Source organism: Xylanimonas protaetiae, assembly GCF_004135385.1.
Classification (GTDB): Bacteria; Actinomycetota; Actinomycetes; order Actinomycetales; family Cellulomonadaceae; genus Xylanimonas; species Xylanimonas protaetiae.
The window spans coordinates 522,640-544,853 of the sequence record NZ_CP035493.1; the positions used below are offsets into that span (position 1 = coordinate 522,640).

Here is a 22,214-nt window from a genome sequence, read left to right on the forward strand (position 1 = left end):
GGTGAACCGTCCAGTTCACCCGTGTGGACCGTCTCCGTGGTCGCCCACGGGCGCGTCCGCGCGGCGTCAGATGACGTCGGCGAACTGGCGCTCCCAGGACTGGAAGAACACGGTGCCGGCGAGGAACACCACCAACGCGGCGACGCCGAGCCCGGCGAGCTGCCACCACGGGGGCTGCGCCGTGCCGAGCAACGACCACCGGAACGCGCCGAGCATCCACGTCAGCGGGTTGGCCTCGAACAGCCCCCGCAGGTGGGCGGGCACCGCGGTGATCGCGAAGGCCACCGGGGAGGCCCACATGAGGATCTGGGTGAGCCAGGGCAGGACGTACTGGACGTCCCGGTACTTGACCTGCAGCGCCGCGCACGCGATCCCGACACCACCGGCCAGCAGCACCGTGGCCGCGACCCAGACCGGGACGAGCAGCACGGGCCATCCCGGGTTGATGCCGTAGACGAACAGCAGCACGACGCCGAGCGCGAGCGCCACGACGAAGTCGAGCAGCACCGAGGCCACCGTCGCCATCGGGACGACCATCCGGGGGAAGAAGACCTTCGAGATCAGCCCTCCGTTGGCGACCATCGAAGGAGCGACCCTGCCCAGCACGTTGGCGAACAGGTTCCAGCCGAGCATGCCCATGTAGGAGAAGATGAAGTACGGCACGCCGCCGCTGTCGAGCTGAGCCACCGAGCCGAAGACGATCGAGATGATGCCCGCACCGGCGAGCGGCTGCAGGATCACCCACGCGACGCCGACGACCGTCTGACGGTAGCGCAGGACGATGTCACGCTGCGCGAACCTGTAGGCGACCTCCCGCGCCTCCCAGAGCTCGCGCCAGCGAGGCAGCGCAAGACGGCCTGGCGGCACGATCACGATCGCCGGGACGGGTCTGTTCGCGGGGACGGCCTGGGCCCGCGGAGTGTCGATGTCCACCATCAAGGACGCCTCTCGGTCCGGCTGTCGTAGCTGAAGTCTGCGAAGACGAGGCCTCGCGTCAGTGCTTCCTCGCCCGCGAGCTCGGGGTACGGCGAGGTGGGCAGCACCTCGAACTGCGCGGCGCCCTCCCACGCGTCGAGGATTCCCGTCTTGCACACGAAAACGTCGACCGTGTACTTGCCGGGCTTGAGCCACAGGCTGCGGATCGTGAGGTCGATCTCCTGCGGCGCCGCGGGGTCGAGCCAGACGCCGACGTTCCGGGAGTCGCACTGCGCGACGACGACGCCGTTCTCGTCGTTGACGTGGCACGAGACGAAGTACTGCCCGAGGAGCTCAGGATTGTCGCCGACCCGGATCTCGATCACCTTGTCGGCTGCAGGCTCGAACGCGTCCTCCGAGACCCGGACCTCGGTGGCGCGCAGCTCGCCGTTCCCGGGGCGCCGGGCGGGGTCGGCGTTGCGCGCGGCGAACGAGGCGAAGCTCTTGCGGTAGCGTTCCAGCGCGCCCTCGACCGTCCCGTAGTAGCCGATGCGCCCGTGCTCGAGATAGATCGCCGACGTGCACAGCGCCGTGACGGTCTGCATCTGGTGGCTGACGTACAGCACCGTGCGCCCGTCCTTGGCCACGTCACGCATCTTGGCGAGCGACTTGGCCTGGAACTCGGCGTCGCCGACCGCGAGCACCTCGTCGATCGCGAGGATCTCGGTCTCTAGGTGCGCCGCCACAGCGAACGCCAGGCGGACGTACATGCCCGAGGAGTACCGCTTCACGGGCGTGTCGAGGAACTTCTCGACACCGGAGAAGTCGACGATGCTGTCGAACTGCCGCCGGATCTCCTTGCGGCGCATCCCGAGCAGGGAGCCGGACAGGAAGATGTTCTCGCGGCCCGTCAGCTCGCCGTGGAAGCCCGTCCCGACCTCGAGGAGGCTGCCGATGCGACCGTGCAGCTCGACGCGCCCCTTGCTCGGCGCCGTGACCCGGGTCAGGAGCTTGAGCAGCGTGGACTTGCCGGCGCCGTTGCGCCCGACGATCCCCACCGCCTCCCCCCACGGCACCTCGAACGAGACGTCGTCGAGCGCCAGGAACTCCTCGTACTCGGCACGCCGGAACGGGTGCTTCGCCCGCTCGATCACCGCCTCGGTGATGGTGCTGGGGCGGTAGCCCTTGTGACCGACCCGGTACGACTTGCCCAGGCCGCTCACGCGGATCGCGGCCTCGCGCCCGGGCACTCGGCCCGGCGCGCCCACGGTCGACGCCTGCGGGTTCAGGGTGTTGGTCACGCAGTCATTATGGGGAACATGCCCCGCCGTTCAGGTACGCGCAGGAGACTTCACCCGATGGCTCACCCCGGCTCGAGCGGCGCCGGAGACGAGGGATCGCAACCGCAGGGCAAGCCGAATTCAGCCGGCCGCGAGCCTGATTCACCCGGATCAGTCGTCTGCGGCCGCCTACGCTGCCTGCCATGGCAGTTCCCGCCGTCCACGTGATCACGCCGGGCGACCACTTCTCGCCGTCGACTGGCAGCGCGGTGCCCACTGTCGTCCACGGCCTGGCAAGCGCTACCCCGCTCGGGGCTCCGCGTACCCGAGTCGCGGTGGCGCGCGGGACGTACGAGGACCGATACCCGTCCGCAGACGTGCTGGAGTACGACCAGGTGCGCCTACGCCGCCTGGACCGCCACACCGACGCGGCAGCAGCGCGGCTGGGCCTGTCCCGGCGGGGCGCTCGGCGCGTGCTCGCCGCCACCTTGACCGGTCAGGAGACCTGGCCGGCGTCGGTGGTCATAGGTCACAACATGCCCCAGCTCGTTCCCCTGGTTGACACCGCGCGTCACGCACCTGTGCTGTACGTCCACAACGAGCTGCTTCGGACCTACTCGACGCGAGAGGCCGCAAGAGTCCTCGACCCGGCCGGTGCCATCGTCTGCGTGAGCCGGTACATCGCCGAGCGAACAGCGAGCCGGCTTCCCGTTCGCCTCAGGGATCGAGTCACCGTGGTCGGCAACGGCGTGGACGCGACGCTCTTCAGGCCCGATGAACGAGTCGCAGACGAGACCGTCGAGGTCGTCTTCGTGGGCAGGATGCTCCGGGAGAAGGCTCCGGACGTCCTGATCGACGCCCTCGTGCGGCTCAATCGCCCGGACATCCACGTCACGCTCGTCGGGACCGTCAACTTCGCGCCCGACGCACCTCTGTCCGAGTACGAGCGAGAGCTTCGCCGCGCAGCCGCGCCGCTCGGGGACAGGGTCACCTGGCTTCCCTTCAAGGCACGCGCCGACGTCGCCGAGATCCTTCGCTCCGCGGATGTCGCCGTGGTCCCCTCGCGCTGGCCCGACCCGTGCCCCCTCACAGTGCTCGAGGGCATGGCGTCCGGCGCCGCGATGGTCGCGGCACGCTCTGGCGGAATCCCCGACATCGTCGCCGACGCAGGCATCCTCGTCTCACCTGGGGATGCGGACGCGCTCGCACAGGCGCTTGACGCACTTGCCACGGACCGAGGGCTTCTGGCACGGCAGCGGTCAGCCGCGCGGGTTCATGCCGTTGCACACGACTGGGCCTGGGCGCGAAGCACCCTCGACCGCGAGCTCGGGCGACTCGGTATCGACGTCGCACCGCCCGCACTGGCTCAGGATGAGTGATAGGCCCCGACATACCGGCCGCGAACCAGACGGATGGCGTTTCGCTTCACATCGAAGGGGAAGAAGCGCCAGTTCGGGGCGGTCCATCGGGTGATGACCGCCCGCATGGCGCGTGCGCGCTCCGCGAGAGGTATCGGTGCGGCCGCGACCTCGGCGAAGATGCGGTAGTTGAGGTACCACTGCGGAAACGCCACCGGCCGAGAGTGTGCAGGATTGAAGACCCTTACCTGCTGCACCGGGTCACCGCCCTGGAGCTTGTTCATCTGTGCGTCGTGGCGACGCGACATGTACGACTGTTGAGGAACCTCGACCCAGGGCGCCCGCAACGCCATCTTCGTGCCGAGCGCGATGTCCTGGCCGTAGAACATGCCAAGTCCACCCATATCGCGCAGCTCCGCCGTCCGGATCACACCGCCGAACCCGATAGCCTGCCACACCCTCCTCGCGAGGAAGAGGTCAAGGCGGCGTGCTGGCGCCAACGTCAAGAAGTCCAGACCCCAGTCGTCCATCTCGCCCACCGTCTCACCCCGTGCGTCGATCAACTGCACCCGGGAGAAGGCAACCGTCGCGTCTGGATGGGCAAGGAGCGCGTCACGACAAGCGGCAAGATGACCGGGGCGTACGACATCGTCTGAGGCGTTCCACATGAAGAGCGGAGCACGCGCCTGGGCGAGGAGACGGTTGTAGTTCCACGGGAGTCCGCGGTTGACATCGCTGCGCAGGAACCGGAACCTCGGGTCGGAGGCCACGAACGACTCAGCGATCTGGGCAGAACCATCCGTCGAAGCATTGTCGCCAATGAGAACCTCGACATCCCTCAGGTCTTGGTCGCGCAACGCTTCGAGAGCCTGCGCGAGATACCGCTCGCCGTTGTAGACGGGAACGCCAACCGTCACTACGGGGGTCGCGCGAGGCCCCCTGGCGTCGCTCCACCTCACGGGTGAATCGCCCTCGGACACGGGTGAATCCCCTCGCAATGCTCTCGTCGTCGATGCCCACTGGGACATCATGGCCAACTGAAGGATGCCCGCTCAGAGGCGACCGGGCTATGTCCGACATCGAGTTCACCTGCCGATTCACCCGGAGCACACGTGTCTGACACTGACGAACCGCTCGTTTCTGTCGTCGTCGCCACCGACCGAGGCGGCCCGTTCCTGGCCGAGGCGCTGCACTCGGCGGTCGGCCAGACCTACGGGCGGATCGAGATCGTCGTCGTCGACGACGGGGCGAGCGACCCCGAGACGATCGCCGCGATCGTCGCTAGGGAACCGCGTGTCCGACTCGTACGCCAGCGCAATACCGGCGTCTCAGTCGCCCGCAACGCGGGTGTCGCATTGACGTCCGGCGACCTGCTTGTGTTCCTCGACGACGACGACCGCTGGCATCCTGACCGGATCCGACGTCAGGTCGACGCCCTCCTGTCCAACCCCGATGCCGTCCTCTCGTACTGTGGGATGCGGAGCATCGACGCCCATGGCAGCGAACTCGTCGCGGCCGACCAGTTCCAGGTGGCCGATGCGCACGAGGTTCTGCAGCGGAGGACCGGCATCATCCTGCCCAACATCATGATCAGACGGTCGGCCTTCGTTCGCGTCGGAGGTTTCCACCCGGCGTTCAGGCGCGCACAGGATCTCGATCTCGTCCTGAAGGCCGCACTTGAAGGCGACTTCGTCTTCGTCCCCGACACGCTCGTCGACTACCGGACGCACAGCGGGAACAACACCAGCCGCCACCGTGAGCTCGTCCGCAGCATCGACCATGTCATCCGGCTGCACCGTTGGAACGCCCTTGAGAAGGGCCGCTTGGACATCGTCGCCGACCATGACATCAGCCTGCGGGCGAACGCGCGCTTCACGGCATGGTCGTCAGCCCGCGCGGCGCGGCGACTCGCCAAGAGTGGGCACGTTCTCGCTGCTCTCGGCGAGCTGCTCTGGAGCGTGCGGGCTGCTCCGACCGCACCGTTCGAGTGGGTTCGCCACCGCTTGCCGCGATGGCGAACGGACACACGTCAGCGACGCTGATGCACCCGCTCGTCAGAGGCTCAAAGAAGGGCAGGAGGACGGCAACACGCCATCCGGTCAGCACGGCGCCCTATGCGAGACGGCCGTGTCCGCGAGCCGCCCTGAGTCGCCACACGCCGTACCAGGCAGCATGTGTCATCGCCGTCAGCCGTCTGCCACGCAGGTCCTCCTTCGCCAGTTGGAGTGCATGCGCCCTCGCCGTCACGCGCCTGCGCCTGATCCCTCGCCGGGCGGCTGCCGCAGCCTCACCGAGACCGAAGACACGTGAGTGCCGGCGGTGGCGGGATAGCACAGCGCGCGCGGCACGGAACTCCTCTCTGTAGAGCGGGTTCGCAGCCGCACTGGTCATGACGAGTGGTTCATCGACGACGTCGAATGCCACGCCCCGCGACAGCAACCCCAGCCAGAGATCCAGTGGCTCCGCCGAGGCCGCACGCCGCGAGAAGCCTGCGTGCCCGACGAGCACGTCCGTACGAGCGAGCACCGTCGAGATGCAGAGGTCATCCCCGTCCAGCAGACGCTCATACGTCAGACGAGCCGCATACCTGTGAATGAGACTGCCGGGGTCGATGAACGCCGAGCAGACGACGGAGACATCCTTGCCAGAAGCTCGTTCAAGCTGGACCTCGAGCTTCTCCGCCGACCACGTGTCAGCGGACCTGAGGAACGCCACCCATGGTGCGCGCGACTGGGCAATCGCTCGATTGACGTCTCCGTAGAGATTGGATGACCGCTCCCCGAGCACCCGAACTCTTGGGTCGACCTCGCCGACCCATGCGAGGTCGTCGCCACGGCTACCGTCGACGACGATGGCTTCCCAAGTCTCCATCGTCTGGTCGAGCAGGGACGCGAGCGCCCTGCGCAAGCCCGCGTCACCATCCGTCGCCTGAACGACGATCGAGACTCGAGGAACCGCGGCATGCTCTAGCTCCGCCATGATCTCTCTCCCTGGTCGATGAACCCACACCAATCCTACGCAGATGCCGATACAACGAAGGCTCTGCAATGCGCGGGTCGCCGACACACAGAAGCCGAGTTCACCCGAGCGCGGGCGGAGTCGGTGACGATCTCTGGACTAGGGTCAGGGAAGGGCCGCCGGTGGGCCCAGGCTCCCCGGAGCGCTCCGAGCTCCACTGCGTCGAAGGCCAAGGAACCTAGGTGACGAGAAGCAGACTCCGAGTACTTATGAGCGTCGACCGCGTCGGCGGCATGGGCGGCGTCGAACGAATGTCCATCGAGATGGGCAGACGCTTGTCAGCTCGCGGACACCGCGTTGACCTCGTCTATCGTGAGGCCGTCTGGCCGGTCGCTGAGTTCGCAGCGTCGATGACCCATTCGAACGACCTGGATGGACGCCTCGAGCATCCGCTCAGAGCAGTTCGCGGGATGGCGCCGGCCGTGCTGGCTGGTGTCCGACATGCGCCTGACGTCGTTTATGTGAACAGGTTCGAGGACCTCTCGTTCGCGCTTCCCCTTCACATGTTGACCGGGGTGCCCATCGTCTGCCACTGGCACTACTTCTCCGGACACACGCGGATCGAACTCAAGAGCCGCGGCGTCAAGGCGTTCATCTCTGTCTCCCAAGCGACGGCTGATGAGTGGGTGGCGAAGGGAAATGTGGATCCACGAAGGATCGAGGTGATTCCGAACGGTATCAACACTCGAGACTTTCCCGTCACCGACGGCCCTGCCCGAACGACCGCCCGAGAGAGACTTGGCATCCGCCCAGACGCGTTCATCGTGAACTACTGCGGGCGCGTATCAACCGAGAAGGGTGTCGACGTTCTGGTCGATGCATGGGAGCGACTGGCGCTCCCGCCTGAGACACACCGGCTCATGATCGTCGGGGTGTCTCAGGAATGGGATGAAGCCACAACCGCCTACCAGAACGCTCTTATCGCACGCAACGTCCCCGGGATCGATTGGTTGCCGACGAGGGCGGACGTGCTCACGCCGCTGCAGGCTGCCGATCTCGCTGTTCTGCCCTCTCGCCACGAATCGTTCGGGCTCGCCATAGTAGAGGCACTGTCGACAGGACTCCCCGTCATCGCAACGAGGACCGACGGGCTTCCTGAGACCGTGCGCGACCAGGGCGTACTCGTGGAGCCGGACTCCCCCGAGGAACTCGCGGCCGCGATCAAGAGGCAGCTCACCATGGATGCCAACGCCGAGGCAGCCAGACACCGCCACCTGTTCGTGAATCAGGCGTACTCCATCGAACGTATGACGGACGCGGTCGAGGACGTCCTCTATCGCTCTGCACGTCGGGGCCGGAAGCGCTAGCCCTAGCTCGAACGGGTTCGCGTTACGCACCAAAGAAAGAGGGTCGGGCGACTTACCCGCCGAGACCCTCGAACCCCTATTGCCCAACGGGAACGCTGGGAACGACCAGAAGTCGGCCCCCGGCCAGCGACGACGCTCCCGCCCCCGCTGACCGACGGCGTGCAGCAGTCCCCATAGCCACCATGCCGAGCCGACACGACGCGCAGATGGCCCTTGGCCGTGCCGACGATGGCTAGAGCTGTTCCGATGTAGTCTCCACATCCCATTTCGGGCCGCCTCACGGCGACGGCGACGGACCCTCGCCCGGACCGTAGACCTCCAGCTCAGACAACCCCACGTTCACCGTCGAGGCAGACACCGACGTCACCTCGAACCGCAACGACGACACCAGCCGCCCCGAGAACGCCACCACCCACGCCGAACCATCATTCGGCAACGCCGGCACCACCACCGACGACCCATCCGAGAACACCAACCGACCACCAAGAACCTGGTCATCAGCATTCGGACGATCGAACAACGCCACCGACCCCACCAACACCGGCGACGCCCAGTCCAACTGGAGCCACGCACCAGCACCCTCAGCCTGCGTCGCCCACTCCTTCGTGTAGTCACCCGGGACACCCTCGAGCCCATCAACCACACCATCTACAGCCTTACCCGCCTGCTGCCCCCACTCCGGCGTCTGCGACGACGCAGACACCACCGCCGACCCAGCCACATTCCCCAACGGCGACGGATCAGGCGACGGCGACGGATCAGGCGACGGCGACGGATCAGGCGACGGCGACGGATCAGGCGACGGCGACGGATCAGGCGACGGCGACGGATCAGGCGACGGCGACGGACCCTCGCCCGGACCGTAGACCTCCAGCTCAGACAACCCCACGTTCACCGTCGAGGCAGACACCGACGTCACCTCGAACCGCAACGACGACACCAGCCGCCCCGAGAACGCCACCACCCACGCCGAACCATCATTCGGCAACGCCGGCACCACCACCGACGACCCATCCGAGAACACCAACCGACCACCAAGAACCTGGTCATCAGCATTCGGACGATCGAACAACGCCACCGACCCCACCAACACCGGCGACGCCCAGTCCAACTGGAGCCACGCACCAGCACCCTCAGCCTGCGTCGCCCACTCCTTCGTGTAGTCACCCGGGACACCCTCGAGCCCATCAACCACACCATCTACAGCCTTACCCGCCTGCTGCCCCCACTCCGGCGTCTGCGACGACGCAGACACCACCGCCGACCCAGCCACATTCCCCAACGGCGACGGATCAGGCGACGGCGACGGATCAGGCGACGGCGACGGATCAGGCGACGGCGACGGATCAGGCGACGGCGACGGATCAGGCGACGGCGACGGATCAGGCGACGGCGACGGACCCTCGCCCGGACCGTAGACCTCCAGCTCAGACAACCCCACGTTCACCGTCGAGGCAGACACCGACGTCACCTCGAACCGCAACGACGACACCAGCCGCCCCGAGAACGCCACCACCCACGCCGAACCATCATTCGGCAACGCCGGCACCACCACCGACGACCCATCCGAGAACACCAACCGACCACCAAGAACCTGGTCATCAGCATTCGGACGATCGAACAACGCCACCGACCCCACCAACACCGGCGACGCCCAGTCCAACTGGAGCCACGCACCAGCACCCTCAGCCTGCGTCGCCCACTCCTTCGTGTAGTCACCCGGGACACCCTCGAGCCCATCAACCACACCATCTACAGCCTTACCCGCCTGCTGCCCCCACTCCGGCGTCTGCGACGACGCAGACACCACCGCCGACCCAGCCACATTCCCCAACGGCGACGGATCAGGCGACGGCGACGGATCAGGCGACGGCGACGGATCAGGCGACGGCGACGGATCAGGCGACGGCGACGGATCAGGCGACGGCGACGGACCCTCGCCCGGACCGTAGACCTCCAGCTCAGACAACCCCACGTTCACCGTCGAGGCAGACACCGACGTCACCTCGAACCGCAACGACGACACCAGCCGCCCCGAGAACGCCACCACCCACGCCGAACCATCATTCGGCAACGCCGGCACCACCACCGACGACCCATCCGAGAACACCAACCGACCACCAAGAACCTGGTCATCAGCATTCGGACGATCGAACAACGCCACCGACCCCACCAACACCGGCGACGCCCAGTCGTACTCAATCCACTCACCGTTGCCACCGAGACGACTCGACCATTCCTTGGTCGCGTCGAGCGGATATCCACCGAGCACCCCGTCCGCCGCGGCCGAAGCAAAGGAGCCCTCAGCCGTGTCTTCGGAGGACGCCGTCACCGTGGCCTGCCCCGCGAGGTTTCCTGGCGGCGTAGTGATGCCGGTCGGACCCTCAGGCTGGGGTTGTGCGGGCGGTGTCGGGGTAGGGAAGACTACGGGTCCCTGAACTCGATACTGCCGCCCGATCCATTCGTCGTACTCCTGCGTGCACGGATCGAGCACGGGACACACGTCGTCGTCATGAACCGCATAAGCAAGGTAGGCGGCGGCCTTGTCATAACGGGAGACTCCGGTCACGTTCTCCGGCTGCGAGAGCGTTCCATAGCCGGAGTACCGAACGATCTGCGTGTCGACCCCTTGGAGCGCTGCGAGCACGAACCGTGCTCCGTACCGGTGGTCGAAATGGTCGGAAGGATCGTCGTCTGTATCGTCCTGAAGGCGCACGAGCGACGGATCGAAGGACGAGACGATGTCATGGAGGGTGTCGATCAACTCCTCCTGCGTGTAGGTGCCCTGGCCGTCGACGGTGACGGTCTGAGGGATCTCGCCACTCCACAGGTCGTAGAGCGACTCGCTCCCTGTCGCCGGGAAACCCTGGCCGCGGCTGTTCCCGTCGGGCAGCCGGAGGAACAGCAAATCGACACCTGTGCCGTCGAGATGATCGCGCGTCACGGAGTGACCGGCGAACGTCTCGACAGAGCGAGTCCAGACAGGAGTGGTCTGCCCCGCCATCTGTGCGTATGCGGCGCGGGCACCCATCTCGCGCCCGTCCCAGTAGGGCCGCCCTCGGCCTGCGTCGCCCGCCGTGAGAAACACCGTCTGCGAGCAGGATCCCAAACGGACGTCGCCGATCAGATCGGGACTCTGGAACAGGATGTCGTCGTCCTCGTGCGCGACTACGTGCAACGAACCACCGCACCCGGTGTCGGCGGAGGCAACCGCGTCGCCTACGCCCACGGCGCCGACGACGAGCGCAAGCCCCCAGCCGACGGCGCGAACGGCCCTCACACGTGGCGAACGGCGCCTTGACATCACGTTTCCTCCCGTGCCCACAACCGACGACGCTGGAAGCGTATGTTCGCCGTCGCGCACGGGCCCCAAGGCCACGGGGTGAATCCGGGCGGGCGGAGGGTGATCTCACGCTTGCTTCCGGCTCCCAACACGCCCATCGCCCCGGCTCGTTGCTCCGGGGAACACTGACCCGAACTCGCATCCCCACGTGAACACCGCGAACCATAGTGCCGACGCAGCACCTTCGCGATCGAGCACCGAGACCTTCGCGGCACCAAGGAGGGGGCGCACCGTGCGCAAGACCCGGGACCAGAACCTCTCCCGGCCCGGGTCGCCGGACCCGTAAGCCGTAGCCAGGGTCCTCCTGCCGCGACCATATCGATATGCCTGCCGCAGACCGGAAGTGAGGGTCCCGCGAACTCTCAGGTGAACCACTGCACCCGGGACGAATGCGATCGACTCACCCGCAAGCTGCGCGCGCACGCACAGGTCGCTGTCCTCATAGGTGACGTAGCGCTCGTCGAACCCTCGGAGGCTCGCGAACAGGTCCCGGCGAATGCCGAGATTCTGGGCGCTCGCCGACATCAGTCCCTCTGGGGCCGCAGCGTGCTGGAGCCCATCGGTCTGCGGGATGTGCCGCCAGCGCTGCCTACGGACAGGGTTCAACCGGGTGCCATCGAGCCTGCCGGCCACGATCGCGCTGCGAGAGAGAGCCCCGCGCATCTGCGGTATCCAGTCGACTCCGACGACATCGTCGGAGTCACAGAACAGCACGTACTCGCTCGAGGTCCGCAACACGGCGAGGTTGCGCGCGGCCGCGGCTCCTCGGCGATCGGACACGTCAAGCAGACGGAGGCGTTCGTCGCTGAGCGCCAGTTCCCGGACAACCTCCTGGGTCCCGTCCGAAGAGCCGTTGTCGGCGACGACCACGCACCAGTCACTGTCACGCCTCTGGCCGAGCAGCGCCCGGAGCTGCTCCTCGACCGTGGCCGCTCCATTCAGGACGGGCACGATGACGACGGTCTCGTGCCATCGTTCGCGAGACCGTCCTTCAATGACCGACATCAAGTGCCACCTTCCGGACTACGAACCCTTCGGCATATCGATGCCTGCACTCAACGCCCCGCAGCCTCATCAGGCCGAGGAACATCTCATCGTCCCACCAGTCCCGGCCAATCTGCGATGCGTAATGCTTCGTCAGCAGCTCCACCTTACGGTGCGCCATCTCGTCGCCCACCGGTACATAGGTCGACACGGACCCCAGGTCTCCGTCCCACTTGGGGATCTCGTATTCAAGAACGAGTGTGTCACGCCACACAGTGGGGATGAGCTCTGCCACCAGCCGATGGTCCTGATGCGAGTCGTCCCGGCTCGGGCTGAGGATAAGGTCGGGCCGAAGCTCGCTCCCGAGGCTCTCCAGCGCCTCCTTGACGTCGCTCCAGTGCGCCGGAAGGCGCCCGTCCGGAAGGTCCCAGAACAGCGATCGGGCCCCCGGCACGAACGCTTGTGCGGCGGCCATCGCCTCCGCCTTGCGCGCCGGCTCGCCCGTCATCGTTGCGAACGTCGCGCGAACCTTTCCTCGGTCAGCGAGCGTCAGGAGCGTTCCGCCGCACGCGATTTCGATGTCGTCCGGGTGAGCCCCGATCGCCAACACGGACAGCTCGCCGTACGGGAGGCCCAGGGCGATCACCGTACGGTCACCTCGGGCACGTCGACATCGGGCATCCGTCGCGGCCCGCCCTGAGAGGCCTCGTCCCAGACCGCCCACGGGCGGTTGCCCACGCGGTTCATCTCTTCGAGCATCGATCGCTCCTTGAGCGTATCCATCGGCGCCCAGAAACCGGTGTGGGGGTGGACGCGGAACCGACCGTCGCGCGCGGCCCGGATGCAGGCGTCCCCGACGAGGTCCTCGCCCTCGTCAAGGTAGTCAAAGATGCCCTGCCGGAGCACGAAGTAACCACCGTTGATACACATGCTCATGTCTGCGACAGGCTCGATGTCTTTCATCCATCCACCGTCGTCGAACCGCACCACGTGGAACGAGTCCTGAGGGGATACCGCCATTAGGCTGCCGACTGCGTTCGTCGCGAGGAACTCATCGATGATCTGGTTCATCGGGGCGTCGGTGAGTACGTCACCGTAGTTTGCCAGGAAGACATCGTCGTCTTCAAGGTACTTGCGCACGCGACGCAGGCGCTCGCCAATCGCCGTATCCATTCCGGTGTCCACGAACGTGATGCGCCAGTCGCTGATGTCGCTCGAAAGCAGCTCGACCTCCTGCCCTCCCTTCGTCAAGACGAAGTCGTTCGAATGAGTCTCTTGGTAGTTGAGGAAATAGTCTTTGACGGAGTTGGCGCCGTACCCCAGGCACAGGATGAACTCGGTGTGCCCAAAGTGAGCGTAATACTTCATGATGTGCCAGAGCACCGGTCGAGTCCCGATCGGCATCATCGGCTTGGGCAATGAGTCCGATCCGGTACGCATACGCATGCCGAGCCCACCACAGAACAACACAACCTTCACGAAGGGCCTCCTTCGACGTCCCCGGTCGGGGTTCCTTTTCCGAGCAACGCAATCACCGGGGCCGCCAGGTCCGAGTCGCTTCCGAGCCGCCATCGCGACACGCCGAGTTCCGACGCCCAGAACGCCACCTGGTCGGCCACGTCTTGCGCGGTCCCGCGCATCGACGCCGGCGTCTTGCCCAGGACGCCGGCATCAACGGCCTCAGCCACCCAGCCCGACCGGGAGCCGAGGCCGTCGATCTCAATGTCATGGACGGTGAGCTGGATCTCCGGCGCAGGTCTGCCCGCTGCCGCTGCAGCGTCCCGCGCCATCGCGATCTTCGCGCGAATCGTCTCCGGCGCGATCTCCGCGACCATCGCCTGAGTGCTGTGATCCCCCATCGCAGGGTGGACGCTGACGACGTTGGCGCGTTCGCCGGCGAGCCGGAGCATGCGAGGCAGAGACGCCCCCAGCCAGATCGGGACGCCCTCCGGGCGGGTCGGGGGCGGGACGACCTCGAGCGCATCGACGTGATAGTGCGCTCCAGCAAAGTCGACATGACCGCCTTCGCGCCACAGACGAAGGATCTCCAGGGCCTCGACGAGCCGGTCGACGCGAGTCCGAGGCGAGTCGAGCGCTACACCGCTCGCCGAGTAGTCGGCGGCGAGCCAGCCGGCGCCGATCCCGAGCTCGAAGCGTCCACCGCTCAACACGTCGAGGGTCGCCGAAGCCTTGGCCAGCCACGCGGGACGGTGCAGATCGTTGTTGAGTACCAGCGTCACCAGGCTGATCGACTCCGTGCATCCGGCCGCGACCGCTAGGCCAGTCCAGGCGTCCATCTGCCATCCACCGGAGACGTGCTCCGACACCGCTATCGCGTCGTAGCCGTGCGCCTCAACCCGGCGTACTGAGTCGCGCCAAGCGAGCGGGTCGCGGTCCAGGCGCGGCAACGACGCGATGAAGCGCAGCGAGCCGACGTCCACGGATGGACCTCCTCAGGTCTCGAAGTCGTCGAACGCCTGCAAGTGTCGATCGAGCAACAGACCTGGCCAACGTTGTGAGCCTGATTTCATCCCTGGTCCGCCGCCACTTCACCCGTGATGTCGTGACCACGGTCCGTACGGTAGCCATGTGCACGTCACCACTACGCGTCTACCCGGGCTCCTCCGCCTCATCCCGGAACCGCACCATGATGAACGCGGGCTCTTCACGCGAACCTTCGACACCGCGGTCGCAAGCGAGGCGGGAATCGACCCCGGCTCCTTCCTCCAGGACAGCCAGTCGAGATCCCGCCGCGGCGTAGTCCGCGGGCTGCACGGCCGCGTCGGCCGCGGTGAGGCGAAGCTCGTGCGGGTCTCGCACGGCGCGGTGTTCGACGTCGTCGTAGACGCCAGGCCGGACTCGCCGACGTTCGGCGAGGTGGAGACGTTCATCCTCGACGACGAGACGTTCACGTCGCTCTACATCCCGCGCGGTGTCCTGCACGGACACCAGACGCTGACGTCGACGGCCGACTTCTGCTATCGCATCGACGCGATGCATAACCCCGCCGAGGACATCTCCGTCCACCACCTTGACGGCGACCTTGCGATCCCATGGCCCGTACCGATCGGAGTGGTGAGCGAACGCGACCGGGTCGCAGGGTCCTGGCAGGATCTCGTCACGCGGCTCCGCATGACCGCGGACCCAGACCCAGACCCAGACCCAGACCCAGACCCAGACCCAGACCCAGACGAGCACTGACCCGCCACCTGATTTGGCCTCACGCGGGCATCGGCCTGACTGACGATCACGCGTCGGGTTCGGCGTCGACCGGGACGGGTTCGGCCTGACTTGGGTCAAGAGCCTTAGTGCCTTGCGGGCTTCCTGATCGCGTCGAGGATGGCCTGCTTGTCGGCGGGGATGGCGGGTTCGGCGTCGCGGATGACGCCGTTGATCTCGATGGTCGCGGAGCGCAGTGGTCGTAGCTCGCGCAGGACTTTCCGGATGGACAGTCCGGTGCGGTCCTGGATCGTGCGGGAGACGGCCAGCGCGGTGAAGACGATGGTGAGGTGGGCTTCGATCGCGTCGCGTGTCCTCGCGAAGAAGGGTCTGGCCTGCAGGTCTGTCTTCGACATCCGGAAGGACTGCTCGACGTGCCACAGATCGTGGTAGCTGGAGATGACCTCGCCTGGGGCCATGACCGTGGCGGGGATGTTCGTGACGTAGCCCTTGAGGCCGGCGACCTTCCGCGCCCTGGCCAGGGCGGTCTCGTCGAGGGTGCGGGCGGTTCCGGTGGTCTTGACGAACCGGGTGGCGCGGGCGGGCTTGTCACCGTCGATGACTGATCGGGCGCGGTCCTCCTGCGCGGTCAGGGTCCGGTTGTCTCTCGCGAACCTCTTCGCGGAGTAGGCCCACACGGCCCGCCATGACGCCGGGGTCCCGGTCTTCGTCCACACGGGCTCGGCCTTGACGTTGACGTCATTGACGGGCGTCGCGCCGCGGTGCTTGGGGGTGATCGTGTCGATCATCTGCCCGTCGGTGAACACGGTGCCGTGCCACCGGTAGTGCGAGGCCAGGTCGAGGGGCGCGGTGGTCTGGCGGGAGCCGACGATGAAGGAGAACCCGGCGTCGTCGAGCTCGCGCAGGTTCGCACCGGAGAGCATGCCGGCGTCCGCGACGATGACCATGCCCTCGATGCCGTGCCTGGCTTGGAAGGACTTGATGACGGGCAGGATCGTGAGCGTTTCGGCCTTGTTCCCCTCGAAGCAGCCGATCTCGAGGGGGAACCCGGTCCTGTCTACGAGGAGGCCGACGACGATCTGCGGGTCGACGCGACGTTCTTTGGAGTAGCCGACCTTGCGCAGGTCGTCTTCCTTCTCCGCTTCGAAGTAGAGCGTGGTCACGTCATACAGCACGAGGGACACATCATCGCTGGCCTGCGCGAACGTGAAGCACGCCTTCGCGATCAGGTCCCGGTACCGGCCGTCCTGCGCCCGCTTCAACGTCCGCTTCCGCGTGGACAGCGACGCGGCGACCCGGCCCAGGTCGGACAGGACCCGGTCGACGTCGAGCAGCGAGGTCGGCTCCACGATCCGCGCGATCACCAGGTCGCGGAAGGTGTCGTCGCCGACGATGTCGAAACCGAGCTCGTCGAACACGCCCCCGATCGCGTCGTACAGGATCCGGGAGAACGAGCGCCGCAGCAGGGGCGCGGGCATCCACCCACGCGCACGGGAGGGCGTCTGCCCGAACAGGGCCGGCGGCTGCGGGACGGGAATCAACGGGGCGTACCTCGACACGGCCTGCAGGCCAAGGTCGAGCTCCAACTGCTGGTCACCCTTGATCAGATCGGCCGCCTCATCCATCAACAGGCCGAGCGCGACCTCGTCATGCGCCGACCCGACATGCCGCACGATCCGCCGCCGCCCGTTCACGGACTCGACGATCTGGACCGCCGTCGCACCCGACGCCGTCCTCACCCGCCGAACCCACACCACCCCGGCAGCGTACTTAGTGCCTCCAGGAGGACACTAACCCACAGAGCCACGACCATCACCGCAGGTCAGAGAACTGCGGATCGCGGGCTGTGGAGAACCTGACCGAAGTCAGGCCTGATTTGGCCTCACGCGGGCATCGGCCTGACTGACGATCACGCGTCGGGTTCGGCGTCGACCGGGACGGGTTCGGCGATGACCCACCGGCCGCCACGTGCCTCCACCTGCGGGTAGGCGCGCCGTACTTCATCGAGCAGGTCAGGGACGAACAAGAGCACGTGGTCCGGGCGCAGCATTGCCAACTGTGAGGGCGCAAGGATCGGCACCCGGTCCCCCGGCTCCCCGCCCGGCATGGCGCGGCCCTCCTTGGCGGGCGACGCGTCGACGACGGCGGCCAGGTCGCGCCGCGTCACCCCCGCCGCAGCCAGCAGGGCGACGGCGCGAGACGCCGCGCCGTAGCCGATGGTGCCGGCCCCGTGCTCGTCCAGCCATGCACGCAGTGCCGCCGTCGAGCGCGAGACCTGTCGCTGCAGCGCGCGCACCGAAGCCGGGTCGGCGACCCCCGCGGCAGCCTCCGCCGCGAGCTCGGCCGCCAGGCCCGGGACACCCTGGGCGGGCACGCCCGCGGCGAGGGTGGACCCGGCGCGGGCGAAGGCGAGGACGACGGTCCCGCCGTAGAGGCCGTAGTGCCACAGCCCGACGGGCACGAGCCCGGCGTCCTGCGCGGCGGCCGTCAGCCAGGTCACGCTGTAGTAGGCGAAGTGGCCGTGCCGCAGCGCGTTCCACGTGCCGTCGCGCAGGATCGTCGACAGCGGATGGACGTGCAGCGCGAGCACGCCCGCCGGCGCGAGCCTGCTGGCCCTGGCCACGAGCGCGGTGCGCTGATCCGGCTCGTGCATCATCCCGAGGGAGTCCACGAGCAGGTCGACCGGCCCGTCGGCGCGCGGCAGCATGCCTCGCGCGGCGAGCGACGGCAGCCACGAGCCGCCGTGCGGGCTGGGGTGCTCGTCCACGACGGCGCCCGGGTGGGCGAACCCGCCCGCGGCCAGGTCGGCGACGGCCTGGCCCGTCTGCGCGACGAGCGCGGCCGGCTCGAGACCGCGCGGCTCCTCCGCGCCGGTCGGGTCGGCCTCGAGCTGGGCGAGCCCGCACGCGGCGCACAGCACCATGCGCAAGGAGTAGCGCGGGTCGGGCGGGTCGCCTGGGCGCGGGAAGTGGTCGGCCGCGGGCTGCTCGCCCAGGTCGAGCACGATCGTGCCGTCCGGTCCACCGCACCACCGACACCGCCAGGCGGGCACGGGCGGCGCCACGGCGGCGAAGGCTCCCTGCGCCGCCGTCACGTCCCGGGCTCGAAGACCTCGAACCGCGGCAGGAACGTCACGAGCTTCCCGCCCCACTCCGCGACGTGCGCAAGCTGGGCGGAGATCTCCCGCCGCAGGTTCCAGGGCATCACCACCACGTAGTCCGGCCGGGCGGCGTCGAGCGCCTCGGGCGGGTGGATGGGGATGTGGGTGCCGGGCGTGACGCGGCCGTGCTTGTACGGGTTGCGGTCGACCGCGAACTCGACGAGGTCGGCGCGGATGCCGCAGTGGTTGAGCAGCGTGTTGCCCTTGCCAGGAGCCCCGTAGGCGACCACGCGCTTGCCCGCACGCCGGGCGTCCAGGAGGAACCGCAGCGCATCGTCGCGCACCTGGGCCACCTGCTCGGCGAACCCGTCGTGCCCCTGGACGGTGTGCAGGCCCGCGCCCGCCTCGTCGGCGAGCACGCGCGCCACCGCGTCCGAGGGCGCGGGCGCGATGCCGGCTTCGACGGACTCGGTGGGAGCAGACCAGGTGCGCAGCGACCCGCCGTGGCTCGGCAGCTCTTCGACGTCGACGACCGTCAGGCCGGCTGCGGCCAGGACGCGCTGCGTGGTCAGCAGCGACAGGTAGCTGAAGTGCTCGTGGTAGATCGTGTCGTACTCGTTGCCGGCGATGAGGCGCAGCAGGTGCGGGATCTCGATCGTCACCCGGCCGTCGTCGGCCACGAGCGCGCGCAGCCCCTTGGCGAAGTCCACGATGTCCGGCACGTGCGCGAAGACGTTGTTGGCGACGACGAGGTCGGCGGGGCCGTGCTCGGCCCGCACCTTCGCGCCGGTCTCCTCGCCCAGGAACTCGACGAGCGTCGGCACGCCCTTGGCGACGGCCGCCTCGGCGACGTTGCCCGACGGTTCGATGCCGAGACACCGGATGCCGCGGGCGACGACATGCTGGAGCAGGTAGCCGTCGTTGCTGGCGACCTCGACGACGAACGACCGGTCCGGCGCCAGCCCGAGCCGGTCGCTGGCCGCCTCGACGTAGCGGCGTGCGTGCTCGACCCAGGAGTCGGAGAACGACGAGAAGTACGCGTAGTCGTCGAAGATCTCCTCGGCACGCACGTAGGCGGGCAGCTGCACGAGCAGGCACTGCTCGCACACGCGCACGTGCAGCGGGTAGAACGTCTCGCCTGCGTCCGCCTGTTCGGCCGGCAGGAAGCTCTCGCACGGCGGGGACATGCCCAGGTCGACGAACGTCCGCCTCAGGCCCGCCCCGCACAGCCGGCACGTCGGCATCATGCGGAGACCGCCAGCCGCAGCTCGGTCAGGTCGAGCGCACCGGCGTCGGCGAGCTCGCGGATCCGAGCGAGGCGCACGTACCGGGGCCCCTCGAAGTCGTCGGCCGACAGCCCACGCGCCTGCATGTCGCGCCACAGCTCCTCGATCCCGTCCCGAACCGTCCACCGGGGATCGGCCGCGGGCAGCAGCGTGCGGATCTTGGTGAAGTCGACACGGTAGTTGCGCGCGTCGGCGCCGGCGCCCTCGGCGAACGTCACAGGCATGCCCGTGAGCTCCGCGACCTGCTCGGCGACGGTGCGGATCTGCACCACGTCCTCGTCGCGGCCCACGTTGAACGCCTGGTCGTGCACAGTGTCGCGCGGCGCCTCGAGCGCCGCGAGGAACGCGCTGGAGATGTCGAGAACGTGCACCAGCGGACGCCAGGGCGAGCCGTCCGACTGCAGCCGCACCTCACCTCGCGTGAACGCGGTCCCGGTGAGGTTGTTGACGACGATGTCGGCGCGCAGTCGCGGGCTCGAGCCGTAGGCGGTCGCGTTGCGCAGGTACACGGGGCTGAAGCCGTCGTCCGCCAGCGGCGAGATCGCCTGCTCGGCCATGACCTTGCTCTCGCCGTAGGGCGTCACCGGGTGGAAGGCGCTCGCCTCGCTGACGGGCGCGTCGCCCGCCGCACCGTAGAGCGAGCACGACGAGGAGAACAGGAACCTGCCGACACCGGCGGCCTTGGCCGCCTTCGCCATGTGGACGGCACCCCAGCAGTTCACGTCGTAGGTGGCCTGCGGGTTGAGGTGCCCGATCGGGTCGTTGCTGATGGCCGCGAGGTGCACGACGGCGTCGAACCCCTCGAGGTCCTCGGGGCGGGCGTCACGCACGTCGCCCGTGCGCTGCTCGTAGCCGCCGGGCTGGGGCCCGAAGTCGCAGCCGTCGTACCACCCCGCGTCGAGGCCGACGACGTCGTGCCCGCGTGCCTGGAAGAACGGCACGAGAACCGCGCCGATGTAGCCTCGGTCACCGGTGACGAGAACCCGCATGGCAGAGCCTTTCGTGGATGGTCGGTCGGCACGACGTTACCGAGAGTCCGCGCGGATCTCAGTGGTCGAGAGGGTGGAAACCCGCCCGGGGTGGGTGATTCGCCACCCTCGTCCCGGCGTCGGCCGGCACCGGTGCGAACAGCCGTGGCCGCGGGACCGCCCGCAGCAGGACCGCGCGCAGCGCTCCCGTGTGCCGCTCGGCGACGGCGTAGACCGCGAGCGCGACGAGGACCGCGACGGCGGCCACCCCCAGCCCGACAGGCAAGGTCGCCCACGTCAGCTGCCGACGCCCCGCGGCGACCGGCGCGAGGATCGCGGTGACGAACGCGATCACGGGTACGTGGGTCGCGTACAGCGAGTACGACCACTCCGCACCCCACGAGAAGGGGTTCCAGAAGCGGCGGACCACCCCGCGGACGTCGGTCGTCAGCAGCGCCACGAGCAGGCCCGCGACCAACGCGAGCACCAGGCTGAGCGCGAACCCCTCACCGAGCGCGTGGTGCACGAGGGCGACCCCGACGACAGCGACGACGGTCGCGGCGCGCACCGGCCCCAGCGCCCATGCCGGCACGCGCCCCAGGGCCCGGCCGACCGGCTCGAGCGCCCATGCGACACCGGCACCGACGAGCCACGTGGGGAACAGCACCAGCCCCTGGGAGCCCTGCGTGTGGCCGTACCAGAGCACTGCCAGGCCGACCGCCCCGACGAGCGCGGCGACCAGCCGGACGCGCCGCGCGACGCCGCGCCACACGGCGAGCAGCACGGCCGGGAAGATCACGTAGTACCAGAACTCGAGGGCGAGGGACCACAGCGGCGTGTCCGTGCCGAGCTGCGGCACGGCCAGCGACTGGAGGAAGACCGCGTTGCCGAGCGTGGTCAGGGCTCCGAGACGGTGCAGCGCCCCGTCCTGCGGCACCACGAGGTGATAAGCGGTCGACCCGGCGTAGACGTCGCTGTCGGGGAAGAACCAGGTCCCGGAGCGGTCGAGGGCCTGCGTCAGCACCATCGCGGGCAGGAGGACGATCCACAGCCGGACGGCGCGCGACGTCGCATAGCGCGCCACGTCGAACCGGCGCTCACGCAGGCCGCGCAGGACGCTCCCGCCGACCCAGTACCCGCTCAGGACGAAGAAGACGATGACCGCCTGGTGCCCCAGGGTCGTCACCGCGTAGATCGCGCGCGGGCCCGGCCCGGCGTCCAGCGCCTGGCTGAAGTCGACGTAGAGCAGGGGCCGGACGTGGCTCACGACGACGACCAGCGCGGCCCCGAACCGCAGCGCGTTCAAGGCCACGTTCGTCCCGTCGCCCCGGTCCCTCCTGGTGCCCGGGCCCGCTCCGCTCACGACCTCACACCCCTCGGCTGCACGGAAGGAAACCCGGGGCACACGTCTCGGGCTGTGACCGAAGATAGGTGCCGCGCTGCATCCCTAGCAGACGGGATCCGGATGAAGTTCA

The 22,214-nt window shown here is 68.2% G+C and carries 18 protein-coding genes; 4 read left to right on the forward strand and 14 right to left on the reverse strand.

Features of this window, described 5'->3' with window-relative positions:
• Window positions 1-66 precede the first annotated feature (66 nt).
• Both ET471_RS02265 and ET471_RS02270 read right to left on the reverse strand, forming a co-directional pair.
• The gene (locus ET471_RS02265) at window positions 67-936 is read right to left on the reverse strand and encodes an ABC transporter permease (protein WP_129186412.1); all 870 of its coding nucleotides are present in this window, start codon (window positions 934-936) and stop codon (window positions 67-69) included.
• The gene (locus ET471_RS02270) at window positions 936-2,216 is read right to left on the reverse strand and encodes an ABC transporter ATP-binding protein (protein ID WP_129186413.1); all 1,281 of its coding nucleotides are present in this window, start codon (window positions 2,214-2,216) and stop codon (window positions 936-938) included. Before ET471_RS02270 ends, ET471_RS02265 begins: the two co-directional genes overlap by 1 nt.
• A gap of 182 nt (window positions 2,217-2,398) precedes the next feature.
• Between ET471_RS02270 and ET471_RS02275 the strand changes: the two genes are divergently transcribed.
• Window positions 2,399-3,574, forward strand: a complete 1,176-nt coding sequence (locus ET471_RS02275) for a glycosyltransferase family 4 protein (RefSeq protein WP_129186414.1) — start codon at window positions 2,399-2,401, stop codon at window positions 3,572-3,574.
• Here ET471_RS02275 and ET471_RS02280 read toward each other — a convergent pair.
• Entirely contained in the window at window positions 3,562-4,533 is a 972-nt protein-coding gene (locus ET471_RS02280) for a glycosyltransferase family 2 protein (RefSeq protein WP_165350371.1), read from the reverse strand. The two genes, ET471_RS02275 and ET471_RS02280, sit on opposite strands and share 13 nt — an antisense overlap.
• Before the next feature lie 132 nt (window positions 4,534-4,665).
• Between ET471_RS02280 and ET471_RS02285 the strand changes: the two genes are divergently transcribed.
• Window positions 4,666-5,595, forward strand: a complete 930-nt coding sequence (locus ET471_RS02285) for a glycosyltransferase family 2 protein (protein WP_165350372.1) — start codon at window positions 4,666-4,668, stop codon at window positions 5,593-5,595.
• 70 nt (window positions 5,596-5,665) lie between these two features.
• Here ET471_RS02285 and ET471_RS02290 read toward each other — a convergent pair whose 3' ends face one another.
• The gene (locus tag ET471_RS02290; protein WP_129186417.1) at window positions 5,666-6,532 is read right to left on the reverse strand and encodes a glycosyltransferase family 2 protein; all 867 of its coding nucleotides are present in this window, start codon (window positions 6,530-6,532) and stop codon (window positions 5,666-5,668) included.
• Between the two features lie 248 nt (window positions 6,533-6,780).
• Here ET471_RS02290 and ET471_RS02295 point away from each other — a divergent pair, with 248 nt between their 5' ends.
• Window positions 6,781-7,878: a glycosyltransferase family 4 protein gene (locus ET471_RS02295; RefSeq protein ID WP_129186418.1), complete on the forward strand. Its 1,098-nt coding sequence runs from the start codon at window positions 6,781-6,783 to the stop codon at window positions 7,876-7,878.
• A gap of 277 nt (window positions 7,879-8,155) precedes the next feature.
• On the opposite strand, the gene ET471_RS02300 is transcribed toward ET471_RS02295, so the two are convergent.
• The 5 genes from ET471_RS02300 to ET471_RS02320 form a co-directional block, all read right to left on the reverse strand.
• Window positions 8,156-11,158, reverse strand: a complete 3,003-nt coding sequence (locus tag ET471_RS02300) for a DUF7402 domain-containing protein (RefSeq protein WP_165350373.1) — start codon at window positions 11,156-11,158, stop codon at window positions 8,156-8,158.
• A gap of 129 nt (window positions 11,159-11,287) precedes the next feature.
• Window positions 11,288-12,172, reverse strand: a complete 885-nt coding sequence (locus ET471_RS02305) for a glycosyltransferase family 2 protein (protein ID WP_165350374.1) — start codon at window positions 12,170-12,172, stop codon at window positions 11,288-11,290.
• A 40-nt stretch (window positions 12,173-12,212) separates the two neighbouring features.
• Window positions 12,213-12,851: a PIG-L deacetylase family protein gene (locus tag ET471_RS02310; protein ID WP_129186421.1), complete on the reverse strand. Its 639-nt coding sequence runs from the start codon at window positions 12,849-12,851 to the stop codon at window positions 12,213-12,215.
• Window positions 12,848-13,684, reverse strand: a complete 837-nt coding sequence (locus ET471_RS02315; RefSeq protein WP_129186422.1) for a sugar phosphate nucleotidyltransferase — start codon at window positions 13,682-13,684, stop codon at window positions 12,848-12,850. Before ET471_RS02315 ends, ET471_RS02310 begins: the two co-directional genes overlap by 4 nt.
• Entirely contained in the window at window positions 13,681-14,646 is a 966-nt protein-coding gene (locus tag ET471_RS02320; protein WP_129186423.1) for an LLM class flavin-dependent oxidoreductase, read from the reverse strand. Before ET471_RS02320 ends, ET471_RS02315 begins: the two co-directional genes overlap by 4 nt.
• 148 nt (window positions 14,647-14,794) lie before the next feature.
• Here ET471_RS02320 and ET471_RS02325 point away from each other — a divergent pair, with 148 nt between their 5' ends.
• On the forward strand, window positions 14,795-15,406 hold the full coding sequence (locus tag ET471_RS02325) for a dTDP-4-dehydrorhamnose 3,5-epimerase family protein (protein WP_129186424.1): 612 nt from the start codon (window positions 14,795-14,797) through the stop codon (window positions 15,404-15,406).
• 104 nt (window positions 15,407-15,510) lie between these two features.
• Here the strand turns inward: ET471_RS02325 and ET471_RS02330 are convergent, their stop codons facing one another.
• The 5 genes from ET471_RS02330 to ET471_RS02350 all read right to left on the reverse strand — a co-directional run bounded on the left by ET471_RS02330 (window position 15,511) and on the right by ET471_RS02350 (window position 22,051).
• A complete protein-coding gene (locus ET471_RS02330; RefSeq protein WP_129186106.1) occupies window positions 15,511-17,142 on the reverse strand; it encodes an IS1634 family transposase in 1,632 nt (543 codons plus the stop codon).
• 152 nt (window positions 17,143-17,294) lie between these two features.
• Window positions 17,295-18,479 (reverse strand): methyltransferase C-terminal domain-containing protein, encoded by a 1,185-nt coding sequence (locus tag ET471_RS02335; RefSeq protein ID WP_242496383.1) that lies wholly within the window; start codon window positions 18,477-18,479, stop codon window positions 17,295-17,297.
• A complete protein-coding gene (locus ET471_RS02340; RefSeq protein WP_242496384.1) occupies window positions 18,476-19,732 on the reverse strand; it encodes a class I SAM-dependent methyltransferase in 1,257 nt (418 codons plus the stop codon). The genes ET471_RS02335 and ET471_RS02340 overlap by 4 nt, the downstream gene beginning before the upstream one ends.
• Entirely contained in the window at window positions 19,729-20,760 is a 1,032-nt protein-coding gene (locus ET471_RS02345) for an NAD-dependent epimerase/dehydratase family protein (protein WP_129186425.1), read from the reverse strand. Before ET471_RS02345 ends, ET471_RS02340 begins: the two co-directional genes overlap by 4 nt.
• Window positions 20,761-20,818: 58 nt before the next feature.
• Entirely contained in the window at window positions 20,819-22,051 is a 1,233-nt protein-coding gene (locus ET471_RS02350; RefSeq protein WP_165350375.1) for an acyltransferase family protein, read from the reverse strand.
• Window positions 22,052-22,214: the final 163 nt, after the last annotated feature.

Bases quoted from the DNA above. Each gene is read 5' to 3' on its own strand.
- ET471_RS02265 (WP_129186412.1), bottom strand. From the start codon at position 936: ATGGTGGACATCGACACTCCGCGGGCCCAGGCCGTCCCCGCGAACAGA.
- ET471_RS02275 (WP_129186414.1), top strand. From the start codon at position 2,399: ATGGCAGTTCCCGCCGTCCACGTGATCACGCCGGGCGACCACTTCTCG.
- ET471_RS02290 (WP_129186417.1), bottom strand. From the start codon at position 6,532: ATGGCGGAGCTAGAGCATGCCGCGGTTCCTCGAGTCTCGATCGTCGTT.
- ET471_RS02295 (WP_129186418.1), top strand. From the start codon at position 6,781: ATGAGCGTCGACCGCGTCGGCGGCATGGGCGGCGTCGAACGAATGTCC.
- ET471_RS02340 (WP_242496384.1), bottom strand. From the start codon at position 19,732: ATGATGCCGACGTGCCGGCTGTGCGGGGCGGGCCTGAGGCGGACGTTC.
- ET471_RS02345 (WP_129186425.1), bottom strand. From the start codon at position 20,760: ATGCGGGTTCTCGTCACCGGTGACCGAGGCTACATCGGCGCGGTTCTC.